The sequence below is a fragment of the Streptomyces sp. NPDC002206 genome (genome assembly GCF_053593595.1).
The window spans coordinates 756,921-782,924 of the sequence record NZ_JBSFCW010000001.1 but is presented as its reverse complement, the minus strand read 5'-3'; the positions used below and the strand labels follow the sequence as shown (position 1 = coordinate 782,924).

Annotated in this window: 21 protein-coding genes; 16 read left to right on the top strand and 5 right to left on the bottom strand. The window is 70.3% G+C overall.

Features of this window, described 5'->3' with window-relative positions:
* Positions 1–13: 13 nt before the first annotated feature.
* The 11 genes from nuoE to recQ all read left to right on the top strand — a co-directional run bounded on the left by nuoE (position 14) and on the right by recQ (position 15,243).
* Positions 14–892 carry an NADH-quinone oxidoreductase subunit NuoE gene (gene nuoE, locus ACWCP8_RS03700; RefSeq protein ID WP_352266012.1) on the top strand — a complete coding sequence of 293 codons (879 nt, stop codon included), beginning with the start codon at positions 14–16 and terminating at the stop codon, positions 890–892.
* On the top strand, positions 892–2,271 hold the full coding sequence (gene nuoF, locus ACWCP8_RS03695; RefSeq protein WP_352265796.1) for an NADH-quinone oxidoreductase subunit NuoF: 1,380 nt from the start codon (positions 892–894) through the stop codon (positions 2,269–2,271). Before nuoE ends, nuoF begins: the two co-directional genes overlap by 1 nt.
* The gene (locus tag ACWCP8_RS03690; RefSeq protein WP_451114021.1) at positions 2,268–4,775 is read left to right on the top strand and encodes an NADH-quinone oxidoreductase subunit G; all 2,508 of its coding nucleotides are present in this window, start codon (positions 2,268–2,270) and stop codon (positions 4,773–4,775) included. Before nuoF ends, ACWCP8_RS03690 begins: the two co-directional genes overlap by 4 nt.
* Complete coding sequence (gene nuoH / locus ACWCP8_RS03685) at positions 4,772–6,196, top strand: NADH-quinone oxidoreductase subunit NuoH (protein WP_356000457.1); 1,425 nt, start codon at positions 4,772–4,774, stop codon at positions 6,194–6,196. Before ACWCP8_RS03690 ends, nuoH begins: the two co-directional genes overlap by 4 nt.
* Positions 6,189–6,818 carry an NADH-quinone oxidoreductase subunit NuoI gene (nuoI, locus tag ACWCP8_RS03680; protein WP_326605217.1) on the top strand — a complete coding sequence of 210 codons (630 nt, stop codon included), beginning with the start codon at positions 6,189–6,191 and terminating at the stop codon, positions 6,816–6,818. Before nuoH ends, nuoI begins: the two co-directional genes overlap by 8 nt.
* A complete protein-coding gene (locus ACWCP8_RS03675) occupies positions 6,815–7,639 on the top strand; it encodes an NADH-quinone oxidoreductase subunit J (protein ID WP_352265788.1) in 825 nt (274 codons plus the stop codon). The genes nuoI and ACWCP8_RS03675 overlap by 4 nt, the downstream gene beginning before the upstream one ends.
* Entirely contained in the window at positions 7,636–7,935 is a 300-nt protein-coding gene (gene nuoK, locus ACWCP8_RS03670) for an NADH-quinone oxidoreductase subunit NuoK (protein ID WP_024493678.1), read from the top strand. Before ACWCP8_RS03675 ends, nuoK begins: the two co-directional genes overlap by 4 nt.
* A 14-nt stretch (positions 7,936–7,949) precedes the next feature.
* On the top strand, positions 7,950–9,845 hold the full coding sequence (gene nuoL / locus ACWCP8_RS03665) for an NADH-quinone oxidoreductase subunit L (RefSeq protein WP_352265785.1): 1,896 nt from the start codon (positions 7,950–7,952) through the stop codon (positions 9,843–9,845).
* A gap of 4 nt (positions 9,846–9,849) precedes the next feature.
* Positions 9,850–11,421 carry an NADH-quinone oxidoreductase subunit M gene (locus ACWCP8_RS03660; RefSeq protein ID WP_352265783.1) on the top strand — a complete coding sequence of 524 codons (1,572 nt, stop codon included), beginning with the start codon at positions 9,850–9,852 and terminating at the stop codon, positions 11,419–11,421.
* Positions 11,418–13,082, top strand: a complete 1,665-nt coding sequence (gene nuoN / locus ACWCP8_RS03655) for an NADH-quinone oxidoreductase subunit NuoN (protein WP_352265781.1) — start codon at positions 11,418–11,420, stop codon at positions 13,080–13,082. The genes ACWCP8_RS03660 and nuoN overlap by 4 nt, the downstream gene beginning before the upstream one ends.
* A 127-nt stretch (positions 13,083–13,209) precedes the next feature.
* On the top strand, positions 13,210–15,243 hold the full coding sequence (recQ, locus tag ACWCP8_RS03650; protein WP_451114020.1) for a DNA helicase RecQ: 2,034 nt from the start codon (positions 13,210–13,212) through the stop codon (positions 15,241–15,243).
* 3 nt (positions 15,244–15,246) lie between these two features.
* Here recQ and ACWCP8_RS03645 read toward each other — a convergent pair whose 3' ends face one another.
* The 3 genes from ACWCP8_RS03645 to ACWCP8_RS03635 form a co-directional block, all read right to left on the bottom strand.
* Positions 15,247–15,891: a GOLPH3/VPS74 family protein gene (locus ACWCP8_RS03645; protein ID WP_352265779.1), complete on the bottom strand. Its 645-nt coding sequence runs from the start codon at positions 15,889–15,891 to the stop codon at positions 15,247–15,249.
* A complete protein-coding gene (gene fahA, locus ACWCP8_RS03640; protein WP_451114019.1) occupies positions 15,888–17,117 on the bottom strand; it encodes a fumarylacetoacetase in 1,230 nt (409 codons plus the stop codon). Before fahA ends, ACWCP8_RS03645 begins: the two co-directional genes overlap by 4 nt.
* 137 nt (positions 17,118–17,254) lie before the next feature.
* On the bottom strand, positions 17,255–18,694 hold the full coding sequence (locus ACWCP8_RS03635) for a CocE/NonD family hydrolase (protein ID WP_451114018.1): 1,440 nt from the start codon (positions 18,692–18,694) through the stop codon (positions 17,255–17,257).
* Positions 18,695–19,136: 442 nt separating this feature from the next.
* On the opposite strand from ACWCP8_RS03635, the gene ACWCP8_RS03630 reads away from it, so the two are divergent.
* The 5 genes from ACWCP8_RS03630 to ACWCP8_RS03610 all read left to right on the top strand — a co-directional run bounded on the left by ACWCP8_RS03630 (position 19,137) and on the right by ACWCP8_RS03610 (position 24,417).
* Positions 19,137–20,147: a polyprenyl synthetase family protein gene (locus ACWCP8_RS03630; protein ID WP_352265775.1), complete on the top strand. Its 1,011-nt coding sequence runs from the start codon at positions 19,137–19,139 to the stop codon at positions 20,145–20,147.
* Between the two features lie 228 nt (positions 20,148–20,375).
* Complete coding sequence (locus ACWCP8_RS03625) at positions 20,376–21,647, top strand: LolA family protein (protein WP_451114017.1); 1,272 nt, start codon at positions 20,376–20,378, stop codon at positions 21,645–21,647.
* A gap of 116 nt (positions 21,648–21,763) precedes the next feature.
* The gene (locus ACWCP8_RS03620) at positions 21,764–22,750 is read left to right on the top strand and encodes an ATP-binding cassette domain-containing protein (protein WP_451114016.1); all 987 of its coding nucleotides are present in this window, start codon (positions 21,764–21,766) and stop codon (positions 22,748–22,750) included.
* A complete protein-coding gene (locus ACWCP8_RS03615) occupies positions 22,737–23,624 on the top strand; it encodes an ABC transporter permease (protein WP_352265771.1) in 888 nt (295 codons plus the stop codon). The genes ACWCP8_RS03620 and ACWCP8_RS03615 overlap by 14 nt, the downstream gene beginning before the upstream one ends.
* 202 nt (positions 23,625–23,826) lie before the next feature.
* Positions 23,827–24,417, top strand: a complete 591-nt coding sequence (locus ACWCP8_RS03610; protein ID WP_267003153.1) for a TetR/AcrR family transcriptional regulator — start codon at positions 23,827–23,829, stop codon at positions 24,415–24,417.
* Between the two features lie 12 nt (positions 24,418–24,429).
* Here the strand turns inward: ACWCP8_RS03610 and ACWCP8_RS03605 are convergent, their stop codons facing one another.
* Entirely contained in the window at positions 24,430–24,981 is a 552-nt protein-coding gene (locus ACWCP8_RS03605) for a flavodoxin family protein (RefSeq protein ID WP_352265769.1), read from the bottom strand.
* A gap of 143 nt (positions 24,982–25,124) precedes the next feature.
* Positions 25,125–25,931, bottom strand: a complete 807-nt coding sequence (locus ACWCP8_RS03600) for an HAD family hydrolase (protein ID WP_451114015.1) — start codon at positions 25,929–25,931, stop codon at positions 25,125–25,127.
* Positions 25,932–26,004: the final 73 nt, after the last annotated feature.

Genomic DNA, 26,004 nt, shown 5'->3' with positions numbered 1-26,004 from the left:
AGTCAGTCTGGGGATGCCGCAGCTCCCCGCCCCCGCCTACCCGGCCGAGGTACGCGCCAGGCTCGAAGCGGACGCGAAGGAGGTGATCGCCCGCTACCCCGACAGCCGCTCCGCGCTGCTGCCGCTGCTGCACCTGGTGCAGTCCGAGGAGGGGTACGTCTCCCGTACGGGCATGGCGCTCTGCGCCGAGCTGCTCGGCCTCACCACCGCCGAGGTCACCGCGGTCGCCACCTTCTACTCGATGTACCGGCGCAGGCCGAGCGGCGACTACCAGGTCGGCGTCTGCACCAACACGCTGTGCGCGGTGATGGGCGGCGACGCCATCTTCGACCGGCTCAAGCAGCACCTCGGCGTCGGCAACAACGAGACGACCGAGGACGGCAAGGTCACCCTCGAACACATCGAGTGCAACGCGGCCTGCGACTTCGCACCCGTCGTGATGGTCAACTGGGAGTTCTTCGACAACCAGACGCCCGAGAGCGCGACACAGCTCGTCGACGACCTGATCGCCGGGCGCACCGTCGAACCCACCCGGGGCGCCCCGCTCTGCTCGTACAAGGAGACTGCCCGGATCCTGGCCGGCTTCCCCGACCAGCGCCCCGGTGCCGTCGAGGCGACCGGCGGCGCCGGCCCCGCCTCGCTCGTCGGCCTCCGGCTGGCGAGGGGCGAGGAGCTGCACCCGAAGGTCGTCGCTCCGCGCGGCGAGGCAGCCCGCGCGGAAGCTCCGCAGGACCGTCCGCAGCCGGGCGCCGAGCACCTCAGCTCCCACGCCCACCCGTCACCCGACCACCGCCCCTCAACGAGTCCCTCCGGGACGCCGAACACCTCGCAGCAGACCTCGGCATCCGACCCGGACCACCCGGCCGGTCCCGCAGCTGAGGAGGGGGAGTGATGACATTGGCAGCCGAAATCAACGACGGGGGCGGCAACGGCAGCGGGGCCAGCCCCGAGAAGCTGCTCTCGCCCGTGCTCTCCGCCTTCTGGGACGAGCCCGAGTCCTGGACCCTGGACACCTACCGGCGTCACGGCGGCTACGAGGGGCTGCGCAAGGCCCTCGCCATGTCGCCGGACGACCTCATCGCGTACGTCAAGGACTCCGGACTGCGCGGCCGCGGCGGCGCCGGCTTCCCCACCGGCATGAAGTGGCAGTTCATCCCGCAGGGCGACGGCAAGCCGCACTACCTGGTGGTCAACGCCGACGAGTCGGAACCCGGGACCTGCAAGGACATCCCGCTCCTCTTCGCCAACCCGCACAGCCTCATCGAGGGCATCGTGATCGCCTGCTACGCGATCCGGTCCTCGCACGCCTTCATCTATCTGCGCGGTGAAGTCGTCCCCGTACTGCGGCGGTTGCACGAGGCCGTGCGCGAGGCCCACGAGGCGGGCTACCTCGGGACGAGCATCCTGGGCTCGGGGCTCGACCTGGAACTCACCGTGCACGCGGGCGCGGGCGCCTACATCTGTGGCGAGGAGACCGCGCTGCTCGACTCGCTCGAAGGGCGACGCGGCCAGCCCCGGCTGCGGCCCCCCTTCCCCGCGGTCGCCGGTCTGTACGCCTGCCCCACTGTGGTGAACAACGTCGAGTCCATCGCGTCGGTTCCCGCGATCCTGAGCAGGGGCAAGGACTGGTTCAAGTCGATGGGCAGCGAGAAGTCCCCGGGCTTCACGCTGTACTCGCTCAGTGGGCATGTCGTCAGCCCCGGCCAGTACGAGGCGCCGCTCGGCATCACGCTGCGCCAGCTGCTCGACATGAGCGGCGGCATGCGCCCCGGCCACCGGCTGAAGTTCTGGACCCCGGGCGGCTCCTCCACCCCGATGTTCACCGACGAGCACCTCGATGTGCCCCTCGACTACGAGGGCGTCGGCGCCGCAGGCTCGATGCTCGGCACCAAGGCGCTCCAGTGCTTCGACGAGACGACGTGTGTGGTGCGGGCCGTCACCCGCTGGACCGAGTTCTACGCCCATGAGTCGTGCGGCAAGTGCACGCCGTGCCGCGAGGGCACCTACTGGCTCGTCCAGCTGCTCCGCGACATCGAGGCCGGCAAGGGGCAGATGGCCGACCTCGACAAGCTGAACGACATCGCGGACAACATCAACGGCAAGTCCTTCTGCGCCCTCGGCGACGGCGCCGCCTCGCCGATCTTCTCCTCGCTGAAGTACTTCCGCGAGGAGTACGAGCGGCACATCACCGGCAAGGGCTGCCCCTTCGATCCCGCCAAGTCGACCGCCTGGGCCGACGACAAGAACGCTCACCAGGGGGTGAACGCATGACAGTCACCACAAGTGCGCCCTCCGGGGGCGGCGAGGCGGCGGTCCCGCCCGAGGACCTTGTCACGCTGACGATCGACGGCATCGAGATCAGCGTGCCCAAGGGCACCCTGGTCATCCGGGCCGCCGAACTCCTCGGGATCGAGATCCCGCGCTTCTGCGACCACCCGCTCCTCGACCCGGCAGGCGCCTGCCGGCAGTGCATCGTCGAGGTCGAGGGCCAGCGCAAGCCGATGGCGTCCTGCACCATCACCTGCACCGACGGCATGGTCGTCAAGTCGCAGCTCACCTCACCGGTCGCCGACAAGGCGCAGCGCGGGGTGATGGAGTTGCTGCTCATCAACCACCCGCTGGACTGCCCGGTCTGCGACAAGGGCGGCGAGTGCCCGCTGCAGAACCAGGCGATGTCGCACGGCGACCCGGACTCCCGGTTCGACGGAAAGAAGCGGACGTACGAGAAGCCCGTCCCGATCTCCACCCAGGTGCTGCTGGACCGTGAGCGGTGTGTGCTCTGCGCGCGCTGCACCCGGTTCTCCAACCAGGTGGCGGGCGACCCGATGATCGAGCTGATCGAGCGCGGCGCGCTCCAGCAGGTCGGTACGGGCGAGGGCGACCCGTTCGAGTCGTACTTCTCCGGGAACACCATCCAGATCTGCCCGGTCGGCGCGCTGACCTCGGCGGCCTACCGATTCCGCTCCCGGCCCTTCGACCTGGTGTCGTCGCCGTCGGTCTGCGAGCACTGCGCGGGCGGCTGCGCGACCCGCACCGACCACCGGCGCGGCAAGGTCATGCGGCGGCTCGCCGCCAACGACCCCGAGGTCAACGAGGAGTGGGTCTGCGACAAGGGCCGCTTCGGGTTCCGTTACGCGCAGCAGCGGGACCGGCTCACCACTCCGCTGGTACGGAACGAGGACGGTGTCCTCGCACCGGCGAGCTGGCCCGAGGCGCTGGAGGCCGCGGCCGCCGGGCTGGCCGCCGCACGCGGCAGGGCCGGTGTCCTCACGGGCGGCCGGCTGACCGTCGAGGACGCGTACGCGTACAGCAAGTTCGCCCGGATCGCCCTCGATACGAACGACATCGACTTCAGGGCCCGGGTGCACAGCAGCGAGGAGGCCGACTTCCTGGCCGCCCGCGTCGCCGGACGCGGACGTGACCTGGACGGCAGCGGCCTCACGTACACCACGCTGGAGAAGGCGTCGACCGTGCTGCTGGTCGGCTTCGAGTCGGAGGAGGAGGCCCCCGGCGTCTTCCTGCGGCTGCGCAAGGCCAACCGCAAGCACGGCCAGCGCACCTTCGCCGTCGCCTCGCACGCCACCCGCGGACTGACGAAGGCGGGCGGCACGCTGCTTCCCGCCGCGCCCGGCACCGAGACCGAGTGGCTGGACGCGATCGCGGGCAGCGTCGGACTCGACGGCGACGGTGCCGCGGCCGCCGAGGCGCTGCGCGGCGAGGGCGCCGTGATCGTGGTCGGCGAGCGACTGGCCGCGGTGCCGGGCGGGCTGACCGCCGCGGTACGGGCCGCGACCGCGACCGGGGCCCGGCTGGTGTGGATCCCGCGCCGGGCCGGCGAGCGCGGTGCGGTGGAGGCGGGCGCGCTCCCGTCGCTGCTGCCCGGCGGACGCCCGGCCACCGACCCGCGGGCCAGGGACGAAGTGGCGGCCGTCTGGGGCGTCGCCGAACTCCCCACCCGGTTCGGCCGCGACACCGGCCAGATCGTCGAGGCCGCGGCCACCGGCGAACTGGGCGCGCTGCTCGTCGCCGGCGTCGAGGCCGTCGACCTGCCGGACCCGGCACGCGCCCTGGAGGCACTGGACCAGGTCGGCTTCCTGGTCTCGCTGGAGCTGAGGCCCAGCGAGGTCACCGAGCGGGCCGACGTGGTGTTCCCGGTCGCCGCGGTGGCCGAGAAGGCCGGCACCTTCCTCAACTGGGAGGGCAGGGCCCGGATGTTCGAGGCCGCGCTCAAGCCCGAGCAGCTGACGAGGGCGCCCGCCCCGACGGACGCCCGGGTCCTGCACATGCTGGCCGACGCGCTGGACGTCCACTTCGCGCTGCCGGATGTGAAGTCCGTACGCCGTGAGCTGGACCGGCTCGGCGGCTGGACCGGCACGCACGCCTCCGACCCGCACGAGTCGGCGCAGCCGCTGCCCCGGGCCGGCGACGGCGAGGCGGTCCTCGCGGGCCACCGGCTCCTGCTCGACCAGGGCAGGCTCCAGGAGGGCGACGCCGCGCTGGCCGGCACCCGGCACGCCGCGGTCGCCCGGCTCTCCGCCGTCACCGCCGCCGAGACGGGGGTGAAGGACGGCGATCTGCTGGCCGTCACCGGACCGTCCGGCAGCGTCGAACTCCCGCTGCAGGTCACCGACATGCCGGACCGGGTGGTCTGGGTGCCGCTGAACTCCGTCGGGCGGGGTGTCCCGGCCGATACCGGCGCCCACCCCGGCGGACTCGTCCGGATCGGCCCCGCCGCACCGGGTACTCCCGACGTCACACCGGAGGTGCGAGCGTGACTGCCCTCGCTCAACTGGCCGCGGCACCCGACCGTGCCGTACTCGCCGCCGAGGATCTGTCGATGTTCGGCACCGACCCCTGGTGGCTCGTCGTCATCAAGGCGGTGTTCTGCTTCGCGTTCCTGATGGTGACCGTGCTCTTCTCCATCGTGTGGGAGCGCAAGGTCGTCGCCTGGATGCAGCTGCGCATCGGCCCCAACCGGCACGGCCCCTGGGGCATGCTCCAGTCGCTCGCCGACGGCATCAAGCTGATGCTGAAGGAAGACGTCATCGTCAAGCGGGCGGACAAGGTCGTCTATGTCCTCGCGCCGATCGTCGCCGCCGTACCGGCGTTCATGGCGATCGCGGTGATCCCGTTCGGCCCGTCCGGCAACGAGGTCTCGATCTTCGGCCACCGTACGGCGATGCAGCTCACCGACCTGCCGATCGCGATGCTCTACATCCTCGCGGTCGCCTCGGTCGGGATCTACGGCATCGTGCTGGCCGGCTGGTCCTCCGGATCGACGTACCCGCTCCTGGGCGGCCTGCGCTCCTGCGCGCAGATGATCTCGTACGAGATCGCGATGGGCGCGGCGTTCGCCTCCGTCTTCCTCTACTCCGGGTCGATGTCGACCTCGAAGATCGTGGAGGCGCAGCACGACCGCTGGTTCATCATCCTGCTGCCGGTCTCGTTCATCATCTACATCGTCACGATGGTCGGCGAGACCAACCGTGCCCCGTTCGACATGCCGGAGTCCGAGGGCGACCTGGTCGGCGGCTTCAACACCGAGTACTCGTCGATCAAGTTCGCGATGTTCATGCTCGCCGAGTACGTCAACATGGTGACCGTCTCCGCGGTCTCCACGACCCTGTTCCTGGGCGGCTGGCGGGCCCCGTGGCCGATCAGCTCCTTCTGGGAGGGGGCGAACCACGGCTGGTGGCCGATGCTCTGGTTCGTCATCAAGGTCCAGCTGCTGCTGTTCTTCTTCATCTGGCTGCGCGGCACCCTGCCCCGCGTCCGCTACGACCAGCTGATGAAGCTCGGCTGGAAGATCCTGATCCCGGTCTCCGTGGTCTGGCTGATGTTGGTCGCGACGGTGCGGGCACTGCGCAACGAGGGTTACGACTTCACCAGGATCGTGCTGTACGTCGCAGGCGCCGTGATCGCGATCCTGCTGGTCTCCTTCGTCGCCGACATCTTCCGGGACCGCTCGGCCAAGGGGGCCGGGGCGGAACCGGCACCGGAACCAGGACCCGCGTTCGACCCGATGGCGGGCGGATACCCGGTGCCACCGCTGCCCGGACAGACCCTGCCGCCGGTACCGCGCCGCAGGCCACGGAATGAGCGGGAGCTCGTTGTCAGTGGCGGGTCGGATACTCAGAGTGACGGCAGTCAGATGGGCGCAAGTCCGAGTGACGGAAAGGAGGCTGACGGTGCCTGAGTCATCGGAACCCTCGGGGGAGAAGTTCCAGAACCCTGTGGCCGGCTTCGGCGTGACCTTCAAGGCCATGTTCAAGAAGCGGCTGACCGAGCAGTACCCGGAACAGCAGAAGGTGACGGCGCCGCGCTTCCACGGCCGGCATCAGCTCAACCGTCACCCCGACGGCCTGGAGAAGTGCGTCGGCTGCGAGCTGTGCGCCTGGGCCTGTCCGGCCGACGCCATCTATGTGGAGGGCGCGGACAACACCGACGAGGAGCGCTACTCCCCGGGTGAGCGCTACGGCCGCGTCTACCAGATCAACTACGCGCGCTGCATTCTCTGCGGACTGTGCATCGAGGCCTGCCCGACCCGGGCGCTGACGATGACCAATGAGTTCGAGCTCGCCAACACCACCCGCGAGAGCCTCATCTACACCAAGGCTGAGCTGCTCGCGGGCCTGGAGGAAGGCATGGTCGACTCCCCGCACGCGATCTACCCGGGGATGGACGAGCAGGACTACTACCGGGGCCTGGTCACGGAGGCCGCGCCCGGTACGGAGCGGCAGGTCGCGGTCTCCAAGGGCGAGAAGCCGTCCGACGACGACAACGAGAACAACGGCGCGGCCCAGGAGGTGGACGCATGACCGGCCTCGCCGCAGCCTCCCTCACATCGACCGGGGAGGCCGTCCAGTTCTGGCTGCTCGGCACGGTCGCCGTGGTCGGCGCGCTGTCCACCGTGCTGATGAAGAAGGCCGTGCACAGTGCGCTGAGCCTCGCCGGGACCATGATCGTCCTGGCGGTCTTCTACCTCGCCAACGGCGCGTACTTCCTCGGCGTCGTCCAGATCGTCGTCTACACGGGCGCGATCATGATGCTGTTCCTCTTCGTGGTCATGCTCGTCGGTGTCACGGCGGCGGACTCACTGAAGGAGACCCTCAAGGGTCAGCGCTGGCTGGCCGCGGGGTGCGGACTCGGCTTCGGTGTCCTGCTGATCGCGGGCATCGCCCACGCATCCCTGAACAGTTTCAACGGACTGGGCACCGCCAACGCCGCGCACGGTGGGAACGTCGAGGGGCTGGCCAGCCTCATCTTCACCAAGTACGTCTTCGCCTTCGAGATCACCGGCGCTCTGCTGATCACGGCGACTGTCGGCGCGATGGTGCTCACCCACCGCGAGCGCACCGAACGGGCCAAGACCCAGCGGGAGATGTCCGAGGAGCGCGTACGCGGCAAGCACCTGCCGCCGCTGCCCGCCCCCGGTGTCTACGCCCGGCACAACGCGGTGGACATCGCCGGCCTGCTCCCGGACGGCACCCCGTCCGAGCTCACCGTCATGCAGACGCTGCGCAAGCGCGGCCAGATCCGCGACGTGTCGAACGAGTCGCTCGCCGACCTCAAGGCCCTGGAGCAGCGCTCCGAGGAGCGGCTCGGCCGTGACAACGAAGAAGAGGGGGTCGCCAAGTGAACCCGGTCAACTACCTCTATCTCGCCGCTCTGTTGTTCACCATCGGCGCGTCCGGAGTGCTGATCAGGCGGAACGCGATCGTGGTGTTCATGTGTGTCGAGCTGATGCTCAACGCCTGCAACCTCGCGTTCGTCACCTTCTCCCGGATGCACGGCAACCTCGACGGCCAGATCATCGCCTTCTTCACGATGGTCGTCGCCGCCGCCGAGGTCGTGGTCGGGCTCGCGATCATCGTGTCGCTGTTCCGTTCCCGCCACTCGGCCTCGGTCGACGACGCCAGCCTGATGAAGTTGTAAGGGGACGCTGAATCGTGGACAACCTCATTGCGCTGCTCGTCGCGGCGCCCCTGCTCGGAGCGGCCGTCCTGCTCTGCGGAGGCCGTCGGCTCGACCGCTTCGGACACTGGATCGGCACGCTGCTCGCCGCCGTTTCATTCGTCATCGGTGCGGTGCTCTTCGTCGACATGCTGGGGAAGGGCGCCGAGCACCGGTCGCTGCACCAGTACCTGTTCAGCTGGATCCCGGTCGAGGGCTTCCAGGCCGATGTGGCCTTCCAGCTCGACCAGTTGTCGATGACGTTCGTGCTGCTGATCACCGGTGTGGGCACCCTGATCCACATCTACTCGATCGGCTACATGGAGCACGACGAGCGCCGACGCCGGTTCTTCGGCTATCTGAACCTGTTCCTCGCGGCGATGCTCCTGCTGGTGCTCGCCGACAACTACCTGCTGCTGTACGTCGGGTGGGAGGGCGTCGGTCTCGCGTCGTACCTGCTGATCGGCTTCTGGCAGCACAAGCCCAGCGCTGCCACCGCCGCCAAGAAGGCGTTCCTGGTCAACCGGGTCGGCGACATGGGCCTGTCGATCGCGATCATGCTGATGTTCACCACGTTCGGCACGTTCGCCTTCGGACCCGTCCTGGCATCGACCGGGGAGACGGGCGAGGGCAAGCTGACGGCGATCGGCCTGCTGCTGCTGCTCGCCGCCTGCGGCAAGTCGGCCCAGGTGCCGCTGCAGTCCTGGCTCGGTGACGCGATGGAGGGCCCGACCCCGGTCTCCGCCCTCATCCACGCCGCCACCATGGTGACCGCGGGCGTCTACCTGATCGTCCGCTCCGGCACGATCTTCAACGCCGCGCCGGACGCACAACTGGTCGTCGTGGTCGTCGGTGCGGTCACGCTGCTCTTCGGTGCGATCGTCGGTTGCGCAAAGGACGACATCAAGAAGGCCCTCGCCGGGTCGACGATGTCGCAGATCGGGTACATGATCCTGGCCGCCGGGCTCGGCCCGATCGGCTACGTCTTCGCGATCATGCACCTGGTGACGCACGGCTTCTTCAAGGCCGGGCTCTTCCTCGGCGCCGGTTCGGTCATGCACGGCATGAACGACGAGGTCGACATGCGGAAGTTCGGCGGCCTGCGCACGTACATGCCGGTCACCTTCATCACCTTCGGCCTCGGCTATCTGGCGATCATCGGCTTCCCCGGCCTGTCCGGCTTCTTCTCCAAGGACAAGATCATCGAGGCAGCGTTCGCCAAGGGCGGCACCGAGGGCTGGATCCTCGGCGGCGTCGCGCTGCTGGGCGCCGCGATCACCGCGTTCTACATGACGCGCGTGATGCTGCTGACGTTCTTCGGCGAGAAGCGGTGGCAGCTCGATGCGGAAGGCCACGAGCCGCATCCGCACGAGTCCCCGAAGTCGATGACGATCCCCATGATCGTCCTGGCGTTCGGTTCGGTCTTCGCCGGAGGCTTCTTCTCCATCGGCGACCGCTTCCTGAACTGGCTGGAGCCGGTCACCGGCCACAGCCACGGAGAATCGCCGGTCGGTGCCGCGACCGTCACCGCCGCCACGATGGTGGTGCTCGTCATCGGCGTCGCCATCGCCTGGGCGATGTACGGGCGCCGGCCGGTACCGGTCGTCGCCCCGCGCGGCTCGCTGCTCACCCGGGCCGCCCGCCGCGACCTCCTGCAGGACGACTTCAACCACGTGGTCCTGGTCCGCGGCGGTGAGCACCTCACCCGCTCCCTGGTGTACGTCGACCACACCCTGGTCGACGGCGTCGTCAACGGTACGGCCGCGTCGATGGGCGGGCTCTCCGGCCGGCTGCGCAAGCTGCAGAACGGCTACGCCCGCTCCTACGCGGTCTCGATGTTCGGCGGTACGGCGGTCGTCATCGCCGCGACCCTGCTGATGAGGGCGGTCTGATCACATGTCCTTTCCCCTCCTGACAGCGACGGCGGCGCTCCCGGCGATCGGCGCGATCGCCACCGCAGCTGTCCCGGCCGCCCGGCGCACCGCCGCCAAATGGCTGGCGCTGCTCTTCTCGCTGGCCACGCTCGTGCTGGCGGGCGTCGCGCTCGCCCGCTTCGAGCCCGGCGGCGCCCGCTATCAGCTCACCGAATCACATGCCTGGATCAAGGACTTCGGCGTCCGGTACGAACTCGGGGTGGACGGCATCGGGGTGGCGCTCATGGCGCTCACCGCCCTGCTGATCCCGTTCGTCATCCTGGCCGGCTGGCACGACGCCGACCCCCTGGAGACGAAGTCCTCGCGCTGGCGCCCCACCCAGGGCTTCTTCGCCCTGATCCTGATGGTCGAAGCGATGGTGATCCTCTCCTTCGAGGCCACCGACGTCTTCCTCTTCTACATCCTCTTCGAAGCCATGCTCATCCCGATGTACTTCCTCATCGGCGGCTTCGGGGACCGGGCCCACGCCGGCAGCGACGAGAACGCCGCGACGCAACGCTCCTACGCAGCCGTGAAGTTCCTGCTCTACAACCTGGTCGGCGGGCTCATCATGCTGGCCGCCGTCATCGGCCTGTACGTCGTCGCGGGCACCTTCTCGCTCTCCGAGATCGCTGAGGCCCGCGCCAACGGCTCGCTCTCCATGGCGACCAGCACTGAACGCTGGCTGTTCCTCGGGTTCTTCTTCGCCTTCGCGGTGAAGGCCCCGCTCTGGCCGCTGCACACCTGGCTGCCCAACGCCATGGGGGAGGCGACCTCACCGGTCGCCGTCCTGATCACCGCGGTCGTCGACAAGGTCGGCACGTTCGCGATGCTCCGCTTCTGCCTCCAGCTGTTCCCGGAGGCCAGCAAGTGGGCGACGCCGGTGGTCCTGGTCCTGGCGTTGATCAGCATTGTGTACGGGGCGCTGCTCGCCGTCGGCCAGCGCGACATCAAGCGGCTGATCGCCTACGCGTCGATCTCGCACTTCGGCTTCATCATCCTGGGCATCTTCGCGATGACCAGCCAGGGACAGTCGGGCGCCACGCTCTACATGGTCAACCACGGCATCTCGACTGCCGCGCTGATGCTGGTGGCCGGCTTCCTGATCACCCGGCGCGGTTCACGGCTCATCGCCGACTACGGCGGAGTGCAGAAGGTGGCGCCGGTCCTGGCCGGCACCTTCCTGATCGGCGGCCTCGCCACCCTGTCGCTGCCCGGACTCTCCCCGTTCGTCAGCGAATTCCTGGTCCTGGTCGGCACGTTCAGTGCCTACCCGGCGGCCGGCATCGTCGCCACCACCGGCATCGTCCTCGCTGCCCTCTACGTCCTCGTCCTCTACCAGCGGACGATGACCGGCCCGGTGAAGGCCGGGGTCCAGGGCATGGCCGACCTCAAGGCCCGGGAGCTGGTGGTGGTCCTCCCGCTGATCGCGCTGCTGATCTTCCTGGGTGTCTATCCGAAGCCGCTGACGGAGATCGTCAACCCCGCGGTGCAGCACACCATGTCGGACGTCCAGAAGAAGGACCCCCAGCCTGAGGTGGAGGCCGCCAAGTGAGCGCAACAGCTGTCCACAGCCTGTGGACAATGGCGGGCGGGGTGACATCGGCCGCCCCGAAAGAGAAGTTCAACGCACCGGTCATCGAGTACGCCCAGCTGACCCCGGTCCTCATTGTGATCGGTGTCGCCGTCGTCGGCGTACTCGTCGAGGCCTTCGTGCCGCGCCGGGCCCGCTACTACACGCAGGTCTTCCTGGCCGTCGTCGCCCTCGCCGCCGCGTTCGCCGCGGTCGTCGGCCTCGCGGCCGGGGGGTACGGCACGACGAAGGCACACATCGCCGCGATGGGTGCCATCGCCGTCGACGGACCCGCCCTGTTCCTGCAGGGCACCATCCTGCTGACGTCGCTGGTCGCCGTCTTCACGTTCGCCGAGCGCCGGCTCGACCCCGTGGCGCACGGCAACCGCGTCGACTCGTTCGCCGCGCAGGCCGCGTCCGTCCCCGGCAGCGAGAGCGAGCAGGCCGCCGTCAAGGCAGGCTTCACCACCACCGAGGTCTTCCCGCTGCTCCTCTTCTCGGTGGCCGGCATGCTGGTCTTCCCGGCGGCCAACGACCTGCTGACGCTCTTCGTGGCCCTGGAGGTCTTCTCCCTCCCGCTCTACCTCCTGTGCGCCGTCGCCCGCCGCAAGCGGCTGATGTCGCAGGAGGCCGCGGTGAAGTACTTCCTGCTCGGCGCCTTCTCGTCGGCATTCCTGCTCTTCGGGATCGCCCTGCTGTACGGGTACGCGGGCTCCGTCTCCTACGCGGCCATCGCTGATGTGGTCGACGGATCCGTCACCCAGATCGACCCGGCGCTCGCCGACACCATGGGCAACGACGCGCTGCTGCTGATCGGCGGCGCGATGATCCTCACCGGGCTGCTCTTCAAGGTCGGTGCCGTCCCGTTCCACATGTGGACCCCGGACGTCTACCAGGGCGCCCCGACCCCGGTCACCGGCTTCATGGCCGCGGCCACGAAGGTCGCCGCGTTCGGTGCGCTGCTGCGCCTGCTGTACGTGGTGCTGCCGGGCCTCAGCTGGGACTGGCGGCCGGTCATGTGGGCCGTCGCGATCGTCACGATGCTGGGCGGTGCGATCGTCGCCATCACCCAGACCGACATCAAGCGGCTGCTGGCCTACTCGTCCATCGCGCACGCCGGCTTCATCCTCGCCGGTGTCATCGCGACGACCCCCAGCGGCATCTCCTCGGTGCTCTTCTACCTGGGCGCGTACTCCTTCGTGACGGTCGGCGCGTTCGCCGTCGTCACCCTGGTGCGTGACGCGGGAGGCGAGGCGACGCACCTGTCGAAGTGGGCCGGGCTCGGCCGGCGCTCGCCGCTGGTCGCCGCGGTCTTCGCGGTGTATCTCCTGGCCTTCGCCGGTATCCCGCTGACCTCGGGCTTCGCCGGGAAGTTCGCGGTCTTCAAGGCGGCGGCGGAGGGCGGGGCCGGCGGTCTGGTCGTGGTCGGTGTGATCTCGTCCGCGATCGCCGCGTTCTTCTACATCCGGGTCATCGTGCTGATGTTCTTCAGCGAGCCGAAGGCGGACGGCCCGACGGTCGCCGTCCCGTCGCCGCTGACGATGACGACGATCGCGGTCGGCGTCGCGGTCACGCTGGTGCTGGGCCTGGCCCCGCAGTACTTCCTCGACCTGGCGAGCCAGGCGGGAGTGTTCGTGCGGTAACGCGCAGAGACCACGCAAACGCCGGACGGGCCCCAGAAGTCAAGCCCGTCCGGCGTTGTCGTAGGCGGCGCTTATCGTGGCAGGGACGGTGCCGGACAGAACAGGGCAGACCCCGGGGGACAGAGCGATGAGCGGGACGGGCGTGACCATGGGTGTGACCGAGAGCGACGCATTGCGGACGCTGCATCGGGTGTTCGGCTACGAGGCGTTCCGCGGCGAGCAGGAAGCGGTCGTCGACCATGTGGTGGCGGGCGGTGACGCCGTCGTCCTGATGCCGACCGGTGCCGGAAAGTCCCTCTGCTACCAGATCCCGGCCCTGGTGAGACCCGGTACGGGCATTGTGATCTCCCCGCTGATCGCCCTCATGCAGGACCAGGTGGACGCGCTGCGGGCGCTCGGCGTGCGCGCCGGGTTCGTCAACTCCACGCAGGACTTCGACGAGCGCCGTGTGATGGAGGCCGCATTTCTCGCCGGTGAGCTCGACGTGCTCTATCTGGCACCGGAGCGGCTGCGCCTGGACTCCACCCTCAATCTGCTGGGGCGGGGCAAGATCTCCGTCTTCGCCATCGACGAGGCGCACTGCGTCGCCCAGTGGGGCCACGACTTCCGGCCGGACTATCTGGCCCTGTCCGTGCTCGGCGAGCGGTGGCCCGACGTACCGCGGATCGCTCTGACGGCGACGGCGACGAACGCCACGCACCAGGAGATCACCCAGCGCCTCGGCATGCCGGACGCGAAGCACTTCGTCGCCAGCTTCGACCGGCCCAACATCCAGTACCGGATCGTGTCGAAGTCCGACCCGAAGAAGCAGCTGCTGTCCTTCCTGAAGGAGGAGCACGCCGGGGATGTCGGCATCGTCTACTGCCTGTCACGCAACTCGACGGAGAAGACAGCCGAGTTCCTCTGCCGCAACGGCATCGAGGCCGTCCCCTACCACGCGGGTCTGGACGCCGGGACGCGGGCGCGCCACCAGGCGCGGTTCCTGCGCGAGGACGGCCTGGTCGTCGTGGCGACGATCGCGTTCGGCATGGGCATCGACAAGCCGGACGTACGGTTCGTCGCCCACCTCGACCTGCCGAAGTCCGTCGAGGGCTACTACCAGGAGACCGGCCGCGCGGGCCGCGACGGGATGCCGTCCACGGCCTGGATGGCCTACGGCCTCCAGGACGTCGTGCAGCAGCGCAAGCTGATCCAGGGCGGCGAGGGCGACGAGGCGTTCCGCCGCCGCGCGGGCGCCCACCTCGACGCGATGCTCGCCCTGTGCGAGACCGCCGACTGCCGCCGCGCCCGGCTGCTGACGTACTTCGGCCAGGAGCCGCAGAAGGCGGCCTGCGGCAACTGCGACACGTGCCTCACCCCGCCCGAGACCTGGGACGGCACGGTGGCCGCGCAGAAGCTGCTGTCCACCGTGGTGCGGCTGAAGCGGGAGCGGGGCCAGAAGTTCGGCGCCGGCCAGATCATCGACATCCTGCTGGGCCGCAAGACCGCGAAAGTCATCCAGTTCGATCACGACCAGCTGTCGGTGTTCGGGATCGGCGAGGAGCTGTCCGAGGCGGAATGGCGCGGCGTGGTGCGGCAGTTGCTGGCCCAGGGCCTGCTGGAGGTCGAGGGCGAGTACGGCACGCTGGTGCTCACCGGGCAGAGCGCTTCGGTGCTCGGCCGGGAGCGGGAGGTACGGCTGCGCAAGGAGGCGCCGAAGCCCGCGTCGCGCTCCTCGAAGGGCGAACGGAGCCCGAAGGCGGCGGCCGTCGTCGAGCTGGCCCCGGAGGCCGTACCGGTCTTCGAGGCGCTGCGCGCCTGGCGCGGCGCCCAGGCGAAGGAGCAGGGCGTCCCGGCGTACGTCATCTTCCACGATGCGACGCTGCGGGAGATCGCTTCCGTGCGCCCCGGCTCCCTGACCGATCTGGGCACGATCAGCGGCCTCGGCGAGAAGAAGCTGGCGACGTACGGCGAGGGGGTGCTGGAGGTGCTCGCCGGGCTGCCCGCGTCCGAGGAGCCCGGCGCCGCTGCCGACGCCCCGGCCACGAGTGGGGGCGCCCCCCCGGCAGTCCCCGCGCCGGCTCCCGTGCCCGCGAGCCGTCCGGCTGCTCCTGCCGCGCGGACCACGCCCGTCGATGACCCGAACTTCGGCTGGGACGAGGAACCGCCCGAGTACGAGTGAGGGTCAGTTGCCGTTCTGGCTGTTCTTGTCCTGACGGACGTTCCGGTGCACCGCGTGCGAGGCCCAGTGCGGGCGGACCAGGGCGCGCATCGCCGAGCGGCCCGGCCGGCCCCGGCGGGTCACCGCGTGCGACAGGCCGATGGCGGAGGCGAGTCCGGCCAGGAGCCTGCTGCGGGGATCGGGAAAGCCCGCGGCCTCGGCGGCGGCGAAGCGCTCGCGGACCGGTGCCGACCAGTCGTCCGGGCCGGCCGGGTGCCGGTAGTACGGGAACAGGCCCAGAAAGCGGCGGCGCTCCCTGGCCAGTGCGCCCTGTGCGACCAGATGGTCCAGGTACAGGCCCTCGATCTCCCGGCCGGTGGCCCTGACCATCCGGTAGGTGCTGGTGCTCCCCGAGAAACGGCGCTTGGCCGGGGCCGGGAGACTCGCCAGGATCGCGGCCAGGAGCGGGTCGTGCGGGGGCAGCGGGTTGATCACACTCAGTCGGCCGCGCTCCTCCGTGATCCGCCCCTGGAGCTCCAGTTCGGCCAGGGCAGCCCCCACGACCCCGTACTGCAGGAAGCGATTCCTGCAGTACGGGGTGCCGCGCAGCGGATCCAACGCGAGGAGCAGCAGCTCCTCGGGCAGGGTGAAGTCCGGCCGGGCGGTCATGGCGCGGGCACGATCCGTCCCGTCACTTCGCCCAGGCCGACCCGGGTGCCGTGCGGCCCGGGCGCCCAGGCCGTCATCGTCACCGTGTCGCCGTCCTCCAGGAACGTCCGCTTGCCGTCCGGGAGGTCCAGCGGGTCGCGTCCGTTCCAGGTGAGCTCGAGCAGGGAGCCGCGCTGGCCCGCCTCGGGGCCGCTGACCGTGCCGGAGCCGTACAGGTCGCCGGTACGCAGCGACGCGCCGTTCACCGTCATGTGCGCCAGCATCTGGGCCGCCGTCCAGTACATGGTGGCGAACGGCGGCTCGGCGACCAGCTGTCCGTTGATCGCGACGGCGATCCGCAGGTCCAGGCCGCCGGGCCCCTCCTCGCCCCCGTCCTCCAGATAGGGGAGGAGCGGGAAGTCCCGGGCGGGCGGTGCGATCCGGGCCGACTCCAGGGCTTCGAGCGGGGTCACCCACGCCGATACGGACGTGGCGAAGGACTTGCCGAGGAACGGGCCCAGCGGGACGTACTCCCACGCCTGGATGTCCCGCGCCGACCAGTCGTTGAGCAGCGAGAGCCCGAACACATGGTCGCGGAAGTCGCCGAGCGCGACGGGCCGGCCCTGCTCGGACCCCACGCCGACGAGGAAGCCGACCTCGGCCTCGATGTCGAGCTTGACCGAGGGGCCGAAGACCGGGGCGGCGTCGGAGGGCGCCTTGCGCTGGCCGGCGGGGCGCACCACATCCGTTCCGGAGACGACGACGGTGCCGGACCGGCCGTGGTAGCCGATCGGGAGGTGCTTCCAGTTGGGGGTGAGCGGGTCGCCGTCCGGGCGGAAGATCCTTCCGACGTTGGTGGCGTGGTTCTCGCTCGCGTAGAAGTCGACGTAGTCCGCAACCTGGTACGGCAGATGGAGCGTCACCGACTCGACGGGATGCAGCAGCGGCTCGATGTCCGCACGGTGTGCCGGGACCGTCACCCATGCGGTCAGCGCCCGCCTGACGTCCCGCCAGGCGGTGCGGCCGGCCGACAGCAGCGCGGTCAGGTCCGGCTGCGCGAGAAGCTGCGCGTAGGGCGAGCCGAGCGCGTGTGCCGCGGCTCCGGCGTCCAGCACATGGTTGCCGATGCGGACACCGACCCGGCGCTCGGCCGGGTGGCCGGTCGTGGAGAACACGCCGTAGGGAAGGTTGTGCGGACCGAAGGGGTCGCCCTCGGCCAGATCGAGCGGGCTGCTCTGCTCGGGCATGTGGTGCTGCCTCGCTTTCCAGGTCGCTTGGGGGACACGTTACGTCGGTGTGGCCACCGCGCGGCAGTGCCTCAACTTCGCCGCATTTCCGGAAAGTTCCGCCGTACCCCCACGTCGGACGGGGTGTGACTGTGGGTTCAGCCCGCCGTGCGGGGGATCCGCTTCACCCAGGTGCGGCGGAAGACGATCTCGTCTCCGTCCTTGCACACCATCTCGTCGGAGGTGAGGAAGTCGTGCTCGTCCCCACTGATCTCGGACCGCGTCTCGATCTTCACGTCCCAGGCCGTCTCCGGCCGGTGGAGCCTGATCGTCCAGTCGGAGCGGGTGCGCGCCGACAGCGGGTCGTTCTCCTGGATCGTGTACGCATCCACCCCGTCCTCGGTGAATTCGAGGCCGTCCGGGTGAACGCGTGTGCCGCCGTAGCGCGGGTCGACCTCCAGCCGCCACTCGCCCTTGGCGACATCGCGGACCACCAGGCGCTCGGGGCGCGGCTCGTCGAGCGTCACCGGGAGGACGACGACGCCCTGGAGGGCGTACGCGATCGTCGTGACGTTCTTCGACGGCCAGCCGGTGTCGCCGACCCACCGGCCGGGAAGCGTCTCGTACACCGTCGCGGGCCGGTGCGACTCGCTGATCCAGGACCGCAGCAGTGGCTCGGACATGACACCGGTGTCCTCGTCCTTCAAATGCTGGTCCCACCAGCGCAACGTCTCCTGGAGGAAGCCGATCGACGGGCCCGGCGACAGGCCGCGGTCCGGGTACTGGCGCGACCACGGCCCGATCAGTCCGCGCACCTTCGCCGGGTCGAGGTGCGCGACGAGCCGCAGCACGGTGTCGCGGTACGGGTCGTGCCAGCCGCCCACCGCGAGCACCGTCGCATCGATGGCGGAGTAGTCCTCGCAGACGCTGCCATGGGTCCAGTAGGCGTCGCGGGTCCGATGCGCCAGCCAGGTGTGGATGGGCGGGTGGACCGCTTCGAGCCGCTTCAGCCACATGGCCTTCCAGCCGTCGCCGACGTGCGCCGGGTCTGGCGGCCGGGCCGCGAAGGCCAGCGTGGTGGCCGCCCGGGCGTGCATGCCGACGGCGAGGACCGAGCCGCCCATGTAGTGCACATCGTTGTCGTAGCGGTCGTCGGTCGAGCAGACCGTGACGATCGCCTTCAGCGGCTCGGGGGCGAGCGCGGCGATCCGGAGCGAGATGGAGCCGCCCCAGGAGATGCCGAACATGCCGACCCGGCCGGAGCACCACTCCTGCCCGGCCAGCCAGTGGACGACGGCAACCCCGTCGGCCGGCCCGGTCTCGTCGTACGCGTCGCCCGGCAGCCCCTCACTGTTGCCGTGCCCACGGGCATCGACGCGTACGGAGGCGTAACCGTGGCCCGCGTACCAGGGGTGGCGCTGCCGGTCGCGCGGCGCCGTCCAGTCGCTCAGCCGGTACGGCAGGTACTCCAGGAGCGCCGGTACGGGTTCGTCGGTGATCGGCCGCCAGATCCGGGCGTACAGCCGTGTGCCGTCCGGCAGCGGGATCCAGACGTCCTCGTGGGCCGTGTCGTAGGGGAACCGGGTGCGGATGCGCATGGCGTACCTCGGTGGACGGGGGACATGGGGCGCTCGAGCGGGGGGGCGGGGGCGCCGGCGGTGGCCTGGACCGCAGCGCCGGCGATCGGCCGTACGGCTGGCTCCGGGGCGACGGGGAACTCGGCGTCGTGGCTGCGTCCGGCCAGGTGAAGCCGGACCGGCAGGTACTCGATCGGACCGAACGTCATCCCGACGGCGGCCGCCACCCGGATCTCGGGGCCGGACAGGGGCGTGAGCCCCCGGCCGACCGGAAAGGGCCCGGGCGTCGCCGGGAGGCAGCTGGGTCCGTCCGGCTGCGGCGGTGCTCCTGGACAAGCCGAACATACCGGCGGTGGCGGGAAGGCGCCCACGGTGATCCAAAGGGGACCGGATACGCTGACTTGAGTGATGACAGCGACACATCGACATTCCGTGTGATCGTCAGCAGACAGGAGATCCCCTCGTGACCGTCGTCGGGCCGTTCGGACTGAGCGTGCGGGACCAGGCTCTTGAGGCCGATGTCCAGACCGGTTTGGCAGCTGTCGAGGCGGGGCTGCTCGATGCCACCAAGAGCGATGTCCCCTTCATCACAGAGGCTGCGCAGCATCTCGTACGGGCCGGGGGCAAGCGTTTCCGGCCACTGCTGGCGATGCTGTCCGCCCAGTTCGGTGACGCGGACGCGCCGGGTGTCGTGCCGTCCGCCGTGGTCGTCGAGCTGACGCACCTCGCCACGCTCTACCACGACGACGTCATGGACGAGGCGGATGTACGCCGAGGAGTCGACAGCGCCAACACCCGCTGGGGCAACTCGGTGGCCGTGCTGACCGGCGACTTCCTCTTCGCCCGCGCCTCGCACATACTGGCCGACCTCGGTCCGGAGGCCGTGCGCATTCAGGCGGAGGCGTTCGAGCGCCTGGTCACCGGCCAGATCCTGGAGACAGCGGGCCCGCGCGACGGCCGCGACCCGGTCGAGCACTACCTCGACGTGATGCGCGGCAAGACCGGCTCGCTGATCGCCGTGGCCTGCCGGTTCGGCGCGATGATGGCCGGCGCCGACGAGTCGGCCGTCGACATCCTCACCCAGTACGGGGAGCGGCTCGGCGTCGCCTTCCAGCTCGCCGACGACGTACTCGACATCGCCTCCGACTCCCACGAGTCCGGCAAGACTCCCGGCACGGACCTGCGCGAAGGCATCCCGACGCTCCCTGTGCTGCACCTGCGGGCGCAGGCGGCGGCCGACGGCAAGCCGGACGACCTGGAGCTGCTGGAGCTGCTGGACGGCGACCTCAGCGACGACGCCCGGCTCGCCGAGGCGCTCTGCCGGCTGCGCACGCACCCGGCGCTGGAGCAGGCCCGGCGGGACACCATCCGGTGGACGGAGGAGGCGCGGGCGACGCTGGCGCCGCTGCCCGAGTGCTACGCGAAGGCCGCGCTGGAAGAGCTGTGCGACGCCGTGGTGCACCGCGCGGGCTGACCCCGGCAGGCGTGCTGTGCACCCCGACCCCTACGGGTCGGGGGAGGCCCGGCCGGGTGGTGTCATACCGTAGAGGTATGCGGAGTTGCTCCCGCGGGCTGACGCTTCGCCACCTCGAATTTGGTCAGATGGAGAAGAACCACTCCTGACCAAAACGGGTGAGAATGGCGGCGCGGAGTGGACGAGTGCATCCGGACGGAAGCCGCCGACCACGGAGGTAGGGCACACATGGCACCGAACGACAGCGCAGAGACCACCGGCAACGCCGCGGACGAGGCCACCGGCACCATGGCCGGCCGCCGCAGGGCGGCGCGCTACGTGGTCCCGGTCGCGGTGGCGGGGGTGGCGGCCGCGACGATCGGGCTGGTCCCGGCGCTCGCGGACTCCGGTGACCCCGATCTGCCGAAGATCACCGCACAGCAGCTCATCGAGAAGATCGCCGCATCGGACACCGAGCAGCTCTCCGGCACGGTGAAGATCAGCACCGACCTCGGCATCCCGTCGCTGGGCGGGCTCGCCGGCTCGCTGGCGCAGGGCGGCGGCGACGGACCGCGCGGCGGTTCGAGCGCCGACCCGCAGGAGAAGCTGACGGAGCTCGCCTCCGGTACGCACACGCTGCGGGTGGCCGCCGACGGCCCCGACAAGCAGCGCGTCTCGATGCTGGACAGTGCCGCCGAGTACAGCGTGATCCGCAACGGGGACCAGGTCTGGGCGTACGACAGCAAGTCCAACGAGGCGTACCACGCGACCGGCGACAAGGCTTCGGGCCACGCGGAGAAGCGTGGCGAGGCCAAGACCCCGGACGGCGTGCCGACCACGCCGAAGGCGTTCGCCGAAGAGGCGCTGAAGACGGCCGGCCCCACCACGTCGGTGACGGTCGACGGCACGGCGCAGGTCGCCGGACGTGACGCGTACAGGCTGGTCATCAAGCCCAAGCAGGGCGGCTCGACGATCGGCGCGATCACGATCGCGGTCGACGCGAAGAACGGCGTACCGCTGAAGTTCACGCTCTCCCCGAGCAGCGGCGGCAAGGCCGTGATCGACGCCGGGTTCACCAGCGTCGACTTCGCGAAGCCCGCCGGATCCTCGTTCACGTTCACCCCGCCGAAGGGCGCCAAGGTGACCGAGGCCGACGACGCGAAGGCGCAGCAGCAAGCCGGGAAGCAGGCACCGGAGTTCAAGGTGCCGGGTGGACCGGCCGGGCTGGACGAGCTGGCCGGCGGCAAGGGGGCGAAGGTGATCGGCGAGGGCTGGAGCGCGGTCGCGGAGATCGAGGCGCCGGGCGGCCGGGCAATCCCGACGTCGCCGAAGTCCGGCGATGTGCCGCCTGCGGCACAGCAGTTCCTGGACTCGTTCGGCGACAAGGTCACCGGAAAGTTCGGCTCGGGCACGGTCTTCAAGACCCGCCTGGTCAACGCACTGATGACGGACGACGGCAAGGTCTACGTCGGGCTGGTCACCAAGGACGCGCTCGTCAGGGCAGCCAACAGCGCCAACTGACGCCCCGACACCACCCGTACTGCCCGGACGACCCGCACCTCCCGCACCGCGCGACCGCCCCGCCGTACGCTCCGTACGGCGGGGCGGTCCGTTACCCGACCCATGGGGAGTCACGCATGACAAAGACCGGCGCCGTGATCGAGTCCGAGGCGGTGCCCCGGACCGGAACGGCCGTGATCGAGACCCGCGGTCTCACCAAGCGGTACCGCGGCGGCCAGCTCGCCGTCGACGGCCTCGACCTCAGCGTCCCCGGCGGCAGCGTCTTCGGCTTCCTCGGGCCCAACGGCTCCGGGAAGACCACCACGATCCGGATGCTGATGGGCCTCATCGACCCGACGTCCGGTACCGCCCGGGTCCTCGGCCACCCCATGCCGCGCGCCGCCCGCACCGTACTCCCACAGGTCGGAGCGCTGATCGAAGGGCCCGCGCTGTACGGGTTCCTGACCGGCCGGGACAATCTCGTACGGTACGACTCCGCCGACCCGACCGCCGATCCGCGCACCCGCCGGACCCGGGTCGCGACCGCGCTGGACCGGGTCGGGCTCGGCGCGGCGGCAGGCAAGAAGGCGAAGGCGTACTCGCTGGGCATGAAGCAGCGCCTCGGACTGGCCGCCGCCCTGCTCCAGCCGCGCCGCCTCCTCGTCCTGGACGAGCCGACCAACGGACTGGACCCGCAGGGGATGCGTGAGATCCGCGCCCTGGTCCGGGAACTGGCGGCGGAGGGCACCACCGTCTTCCTCTCCTCCCACCTCCTCGACGAGATCGAGCAGGTCTGTACGCATGCCGCGGTGATGGCCCGGGGTCGGCTGATCACCCAGGGCCCGGTCGCCGACCTCGCGGCGGGCACCCGTGGCCGGCTCGCCGTCACCACCCCCGACCCGGGCGACGCCGCCCGCATCCTCAAGGAGCTCGGCGTCACGGGTATCACCGCCGACGGTGACCGGGTGAGCGCCGAGGCCCCGCCGGCCGACGTCGAACTCGCGGACCTGAACAGCGCGCTGGTCGGCGGCGGGGTGCGCGTACGGTCGTTCGGCGTCGAGCGGGCCTCGCTGGAGGACGCCTTTGTCGCACTCACCGGAGAGGGTTTCGATGTCGCAGGCTGAAGCAGTCGGACCGGCGGGGGCGGGCCGGTCCCGCAACCCGCTGTGGACCTTCGGGATCCTCCGCTCCGAACTGACCACGACGCTGCGCCGCTGGCGCACGCTCGCGCTCCTCGGGGTGCTGGCCGCCGTTCCCGTACTGATCGGGATCGCGGTGAGGATCGAGACGAGCGACGGCTCGCCGGCCGGCTCGGGCGGGGGCGGCGGCCCGGCGTTCCTCTCCCAGGTGACCAACAACGGTCTGTTCCTGGTCTTCGCCGCCCTCTCCGTGACCCTGCCGGTCTTCCTCCCGATGGCCGTCGGCGTCGTCGCGGGTGATTCGATCGCGGGCGAGGCCGGTGCGGGCACCCTGCGCTATCTGCTGGTCGCGCCCGCGGGCCGGACCCGGCTGCTGCTCGCCAAGTACGCCTCCACGCTGGTGTTCTGCCTGCTCGCGACGGTGGTCGTGGCGGCGTCGGCACTGGCCGTCGGGGCGTTGCTGTTCCCGGTCGGTGAGGTCACGACGATCTCCGGGACGCAGATCGGCTTCGGTGAGGGGCTGCTGCGGGCCGGGCTGATCGCGGTGACGGTGGCGGCTTCGCTCATCGGGTTCGCGGCGCTCGGGCTGTTCGTCTCGACGCTCACCGGCAGCGGGATCGCGGCGATGGCCACGACGGTCGGGGTGCTGATCACGGTGCAGATCCTGGACTCGATCCCGCAGCTGAGCGGTATGCACCCGTATCTGTTCCCGCACTACTGGCTGTCCTTCGCGGACCTGCTGCGCGACCCCGTCTACTGGGACGACGTGGTCAAGAACCTGGGGCTGCAGGGGCTGTACGCGGCGGTGTTCGGCTCGGCCGCCTGGGCACGCTTCACAGCGAAGGACATCACGGCCTGAGCGGCGGGGTGTTCGCGGTTCCGCTCGTGCCGTCGGCCGGGCGAGCCGTCCCCCGATCGGCTCGTCGCGGCACGAACGGCACGAACGGTGCGAACAGCAGGAACGACACGACACGGTACGTTCCGTTTCTGCCTCTGTATTGTTCGACTTCTGGCGACGCCCTGTCAACAAGGATTGGACTCAACACCCCTATGCTCACCGAATGATCACATCGCCGAGTTCACTGCGCCGTAGCGAGCGATCACGACGGGCGACCCTGGACGCCGCCCTCGCACTGTGCACGGAGAAGGGGTACGGCCGCGTCACCATCGAGGCGATCGCGGCCCGGGCGGGCGTCAGCAAGAAGACGATCTACCGCTGGTGGCCGTCGAAGAGCGCGGTGCTGCTGGAGGCGTTCACGGAGGCGCTGGTCGACGCCACGCCGTTCGTCGACACCGGCGACATCGCCGCCGACATCCGTACCCATGTGACGGGCGCGGTGAGACTGCTCTCGACGCCGCCGTTCGGCCCCGCGTACGCCGGGATCCTCTCCGAACTCCACCACGACGACGAACTCGCCGAAACGGTCCGGACCCAGCTGATCGAACCCCGCTTCGGCGAGGCGGTGGCCCGGCTGCGCCGAGCCCAGGAGCAGGGCCAGATCCCGCCGGGCGCCGATCTGCCGCTGGCCGTGGAGATGCTCTACGGGCCGGTCTACTACCGCCATGTGCTGCGCAAACCGAGCCAGGACGAGGCGACGATCGCGGCACTGGTCACGCATGTGCTCCGGGCGTTGGGCGCACCGGAAGCGTGAGATGAGGCGCCGTCAGCCGAAGAAGGTCTTGGCGCGGGTGAGGGCGACCGTGTCGCCCAGTACCTCACCGGGCCGGCTGCCGACTCCCAGCAGCATCCCGCCCCACTCCATCCGCATGTAGGAGGCGATGGTCCGCAGTGTCCCCGTCGCCGGTTCGGCGACGCTCCGATCGGACGTCGCCAGCGCCGTGACGCCCCACAGGGTCCGCCCACCCATCCGCTCCTTGAAGTCGAGGCCGGGCACCCGCATCCACCCCGACCAGTGGTCCAGATACCGCTTGGTGGAGGTGGACATGGCGTACCAGTACAGCGGTGAGGCGAGCACCAGATCGGTCGCGCCGAGCGTCGCGTCCAGCAGGGTGGCGGCGTTGCCGGTGGGGACGGGGTAGCGGCCCTCACCGTCGTGCCGCAGGTCCTCGAAGTCGGGGAGTGTCAGTTCGCTCAGGTTCAGCCAGCGCTGCTCGGTCTCGGGCGGCAGCTGTTCGGCGGCGAGCCGCGCGAGTTCCTCGGTGTTGCCGTCGGTGCGGCTGCTGCCGAGCAGGAACAGGAACGTACGAGTGGCCATGGCTGGGTCCCCCGGGAACGGTTGCGTGCTGCGACTGTGTGCGCCTGCACTATATGCGTGTGCATATAGTTTTGGGAACGGGTACGCGCCGCTTCCGCCGGCTGACGCCGTTCCGGCGCCGCACGGATGTCGCTCCGGGGGACTCAGCCGAACACGCGCTCCAGTACCACCGCGACCCCGTCGTCCCCGTTCGACGTCGTCACCTCGTCCGCTGCCGCACGCAGGTCCGGATGGGCGTTGGCCATCGCGACCCCGTACCCGGACCGGCGGAACATCGGCAGATCGTTGGGCATGTCCCCGAACGCGATCGTGGCAGTCGGATCCACGCCCAGGGCCTCGGCGGCCAGCGCGAGCCCGGTGCCCTTGTCGACGCCGTACGGCTGGAGTTCGACCGTGCCGGGGCCGGACAGTGTGACGGTGGCCAGATCGCCGACGACCGCGCGGGCCGCGGCGGCCAGTGCGTCGTCCGTGAGCTCGGGGTGGCGGACGAGGACCTTGACGATCGGGGTGGCCCACAACTCGTCCCGGTGGCCTGTCCGCTGGGCGGGCAGGGCCGGGTGCGGCATCCGGTAGCCCGGCTCGATCAGCGTCCGGCCCTCGGGCCCGTCCTGGTCCACTGCCGCGAAGACCGGACCCACCTGGGCCTCGATCTTGCCGAGCGCGGTGTCGGCCAGGTCCCGGTCCAGCGTGGCCGCGTGCAGCATGCGCCCGGTCCCGGCGTCGTACAGCTGCGTGCCCTGGCCGCAGACCGCGAGACCCCGGTAGTCCAGCTCCGCGAGCAGGTTCCGTATTCCCGGCACCGGCCGCCCGGTGACCACGAGATGGAGCGCTCCCGCCGCGGCGGCCAGCGCGAGCGCGGCACGGGAGCGGGGACTGACGGTGTCGTCGTGGCGCAGCAGGGTGCCGTCGAGGTCCGTCGCGACAAGGGCATGTGCGGGTGGGATGGGCATGGGCCAAGCCTAGGGAGATCCGCTTCCTGTCGTGCGGCCCTGACCTGCACAGACGGTCCGGGTTCGGGGCACA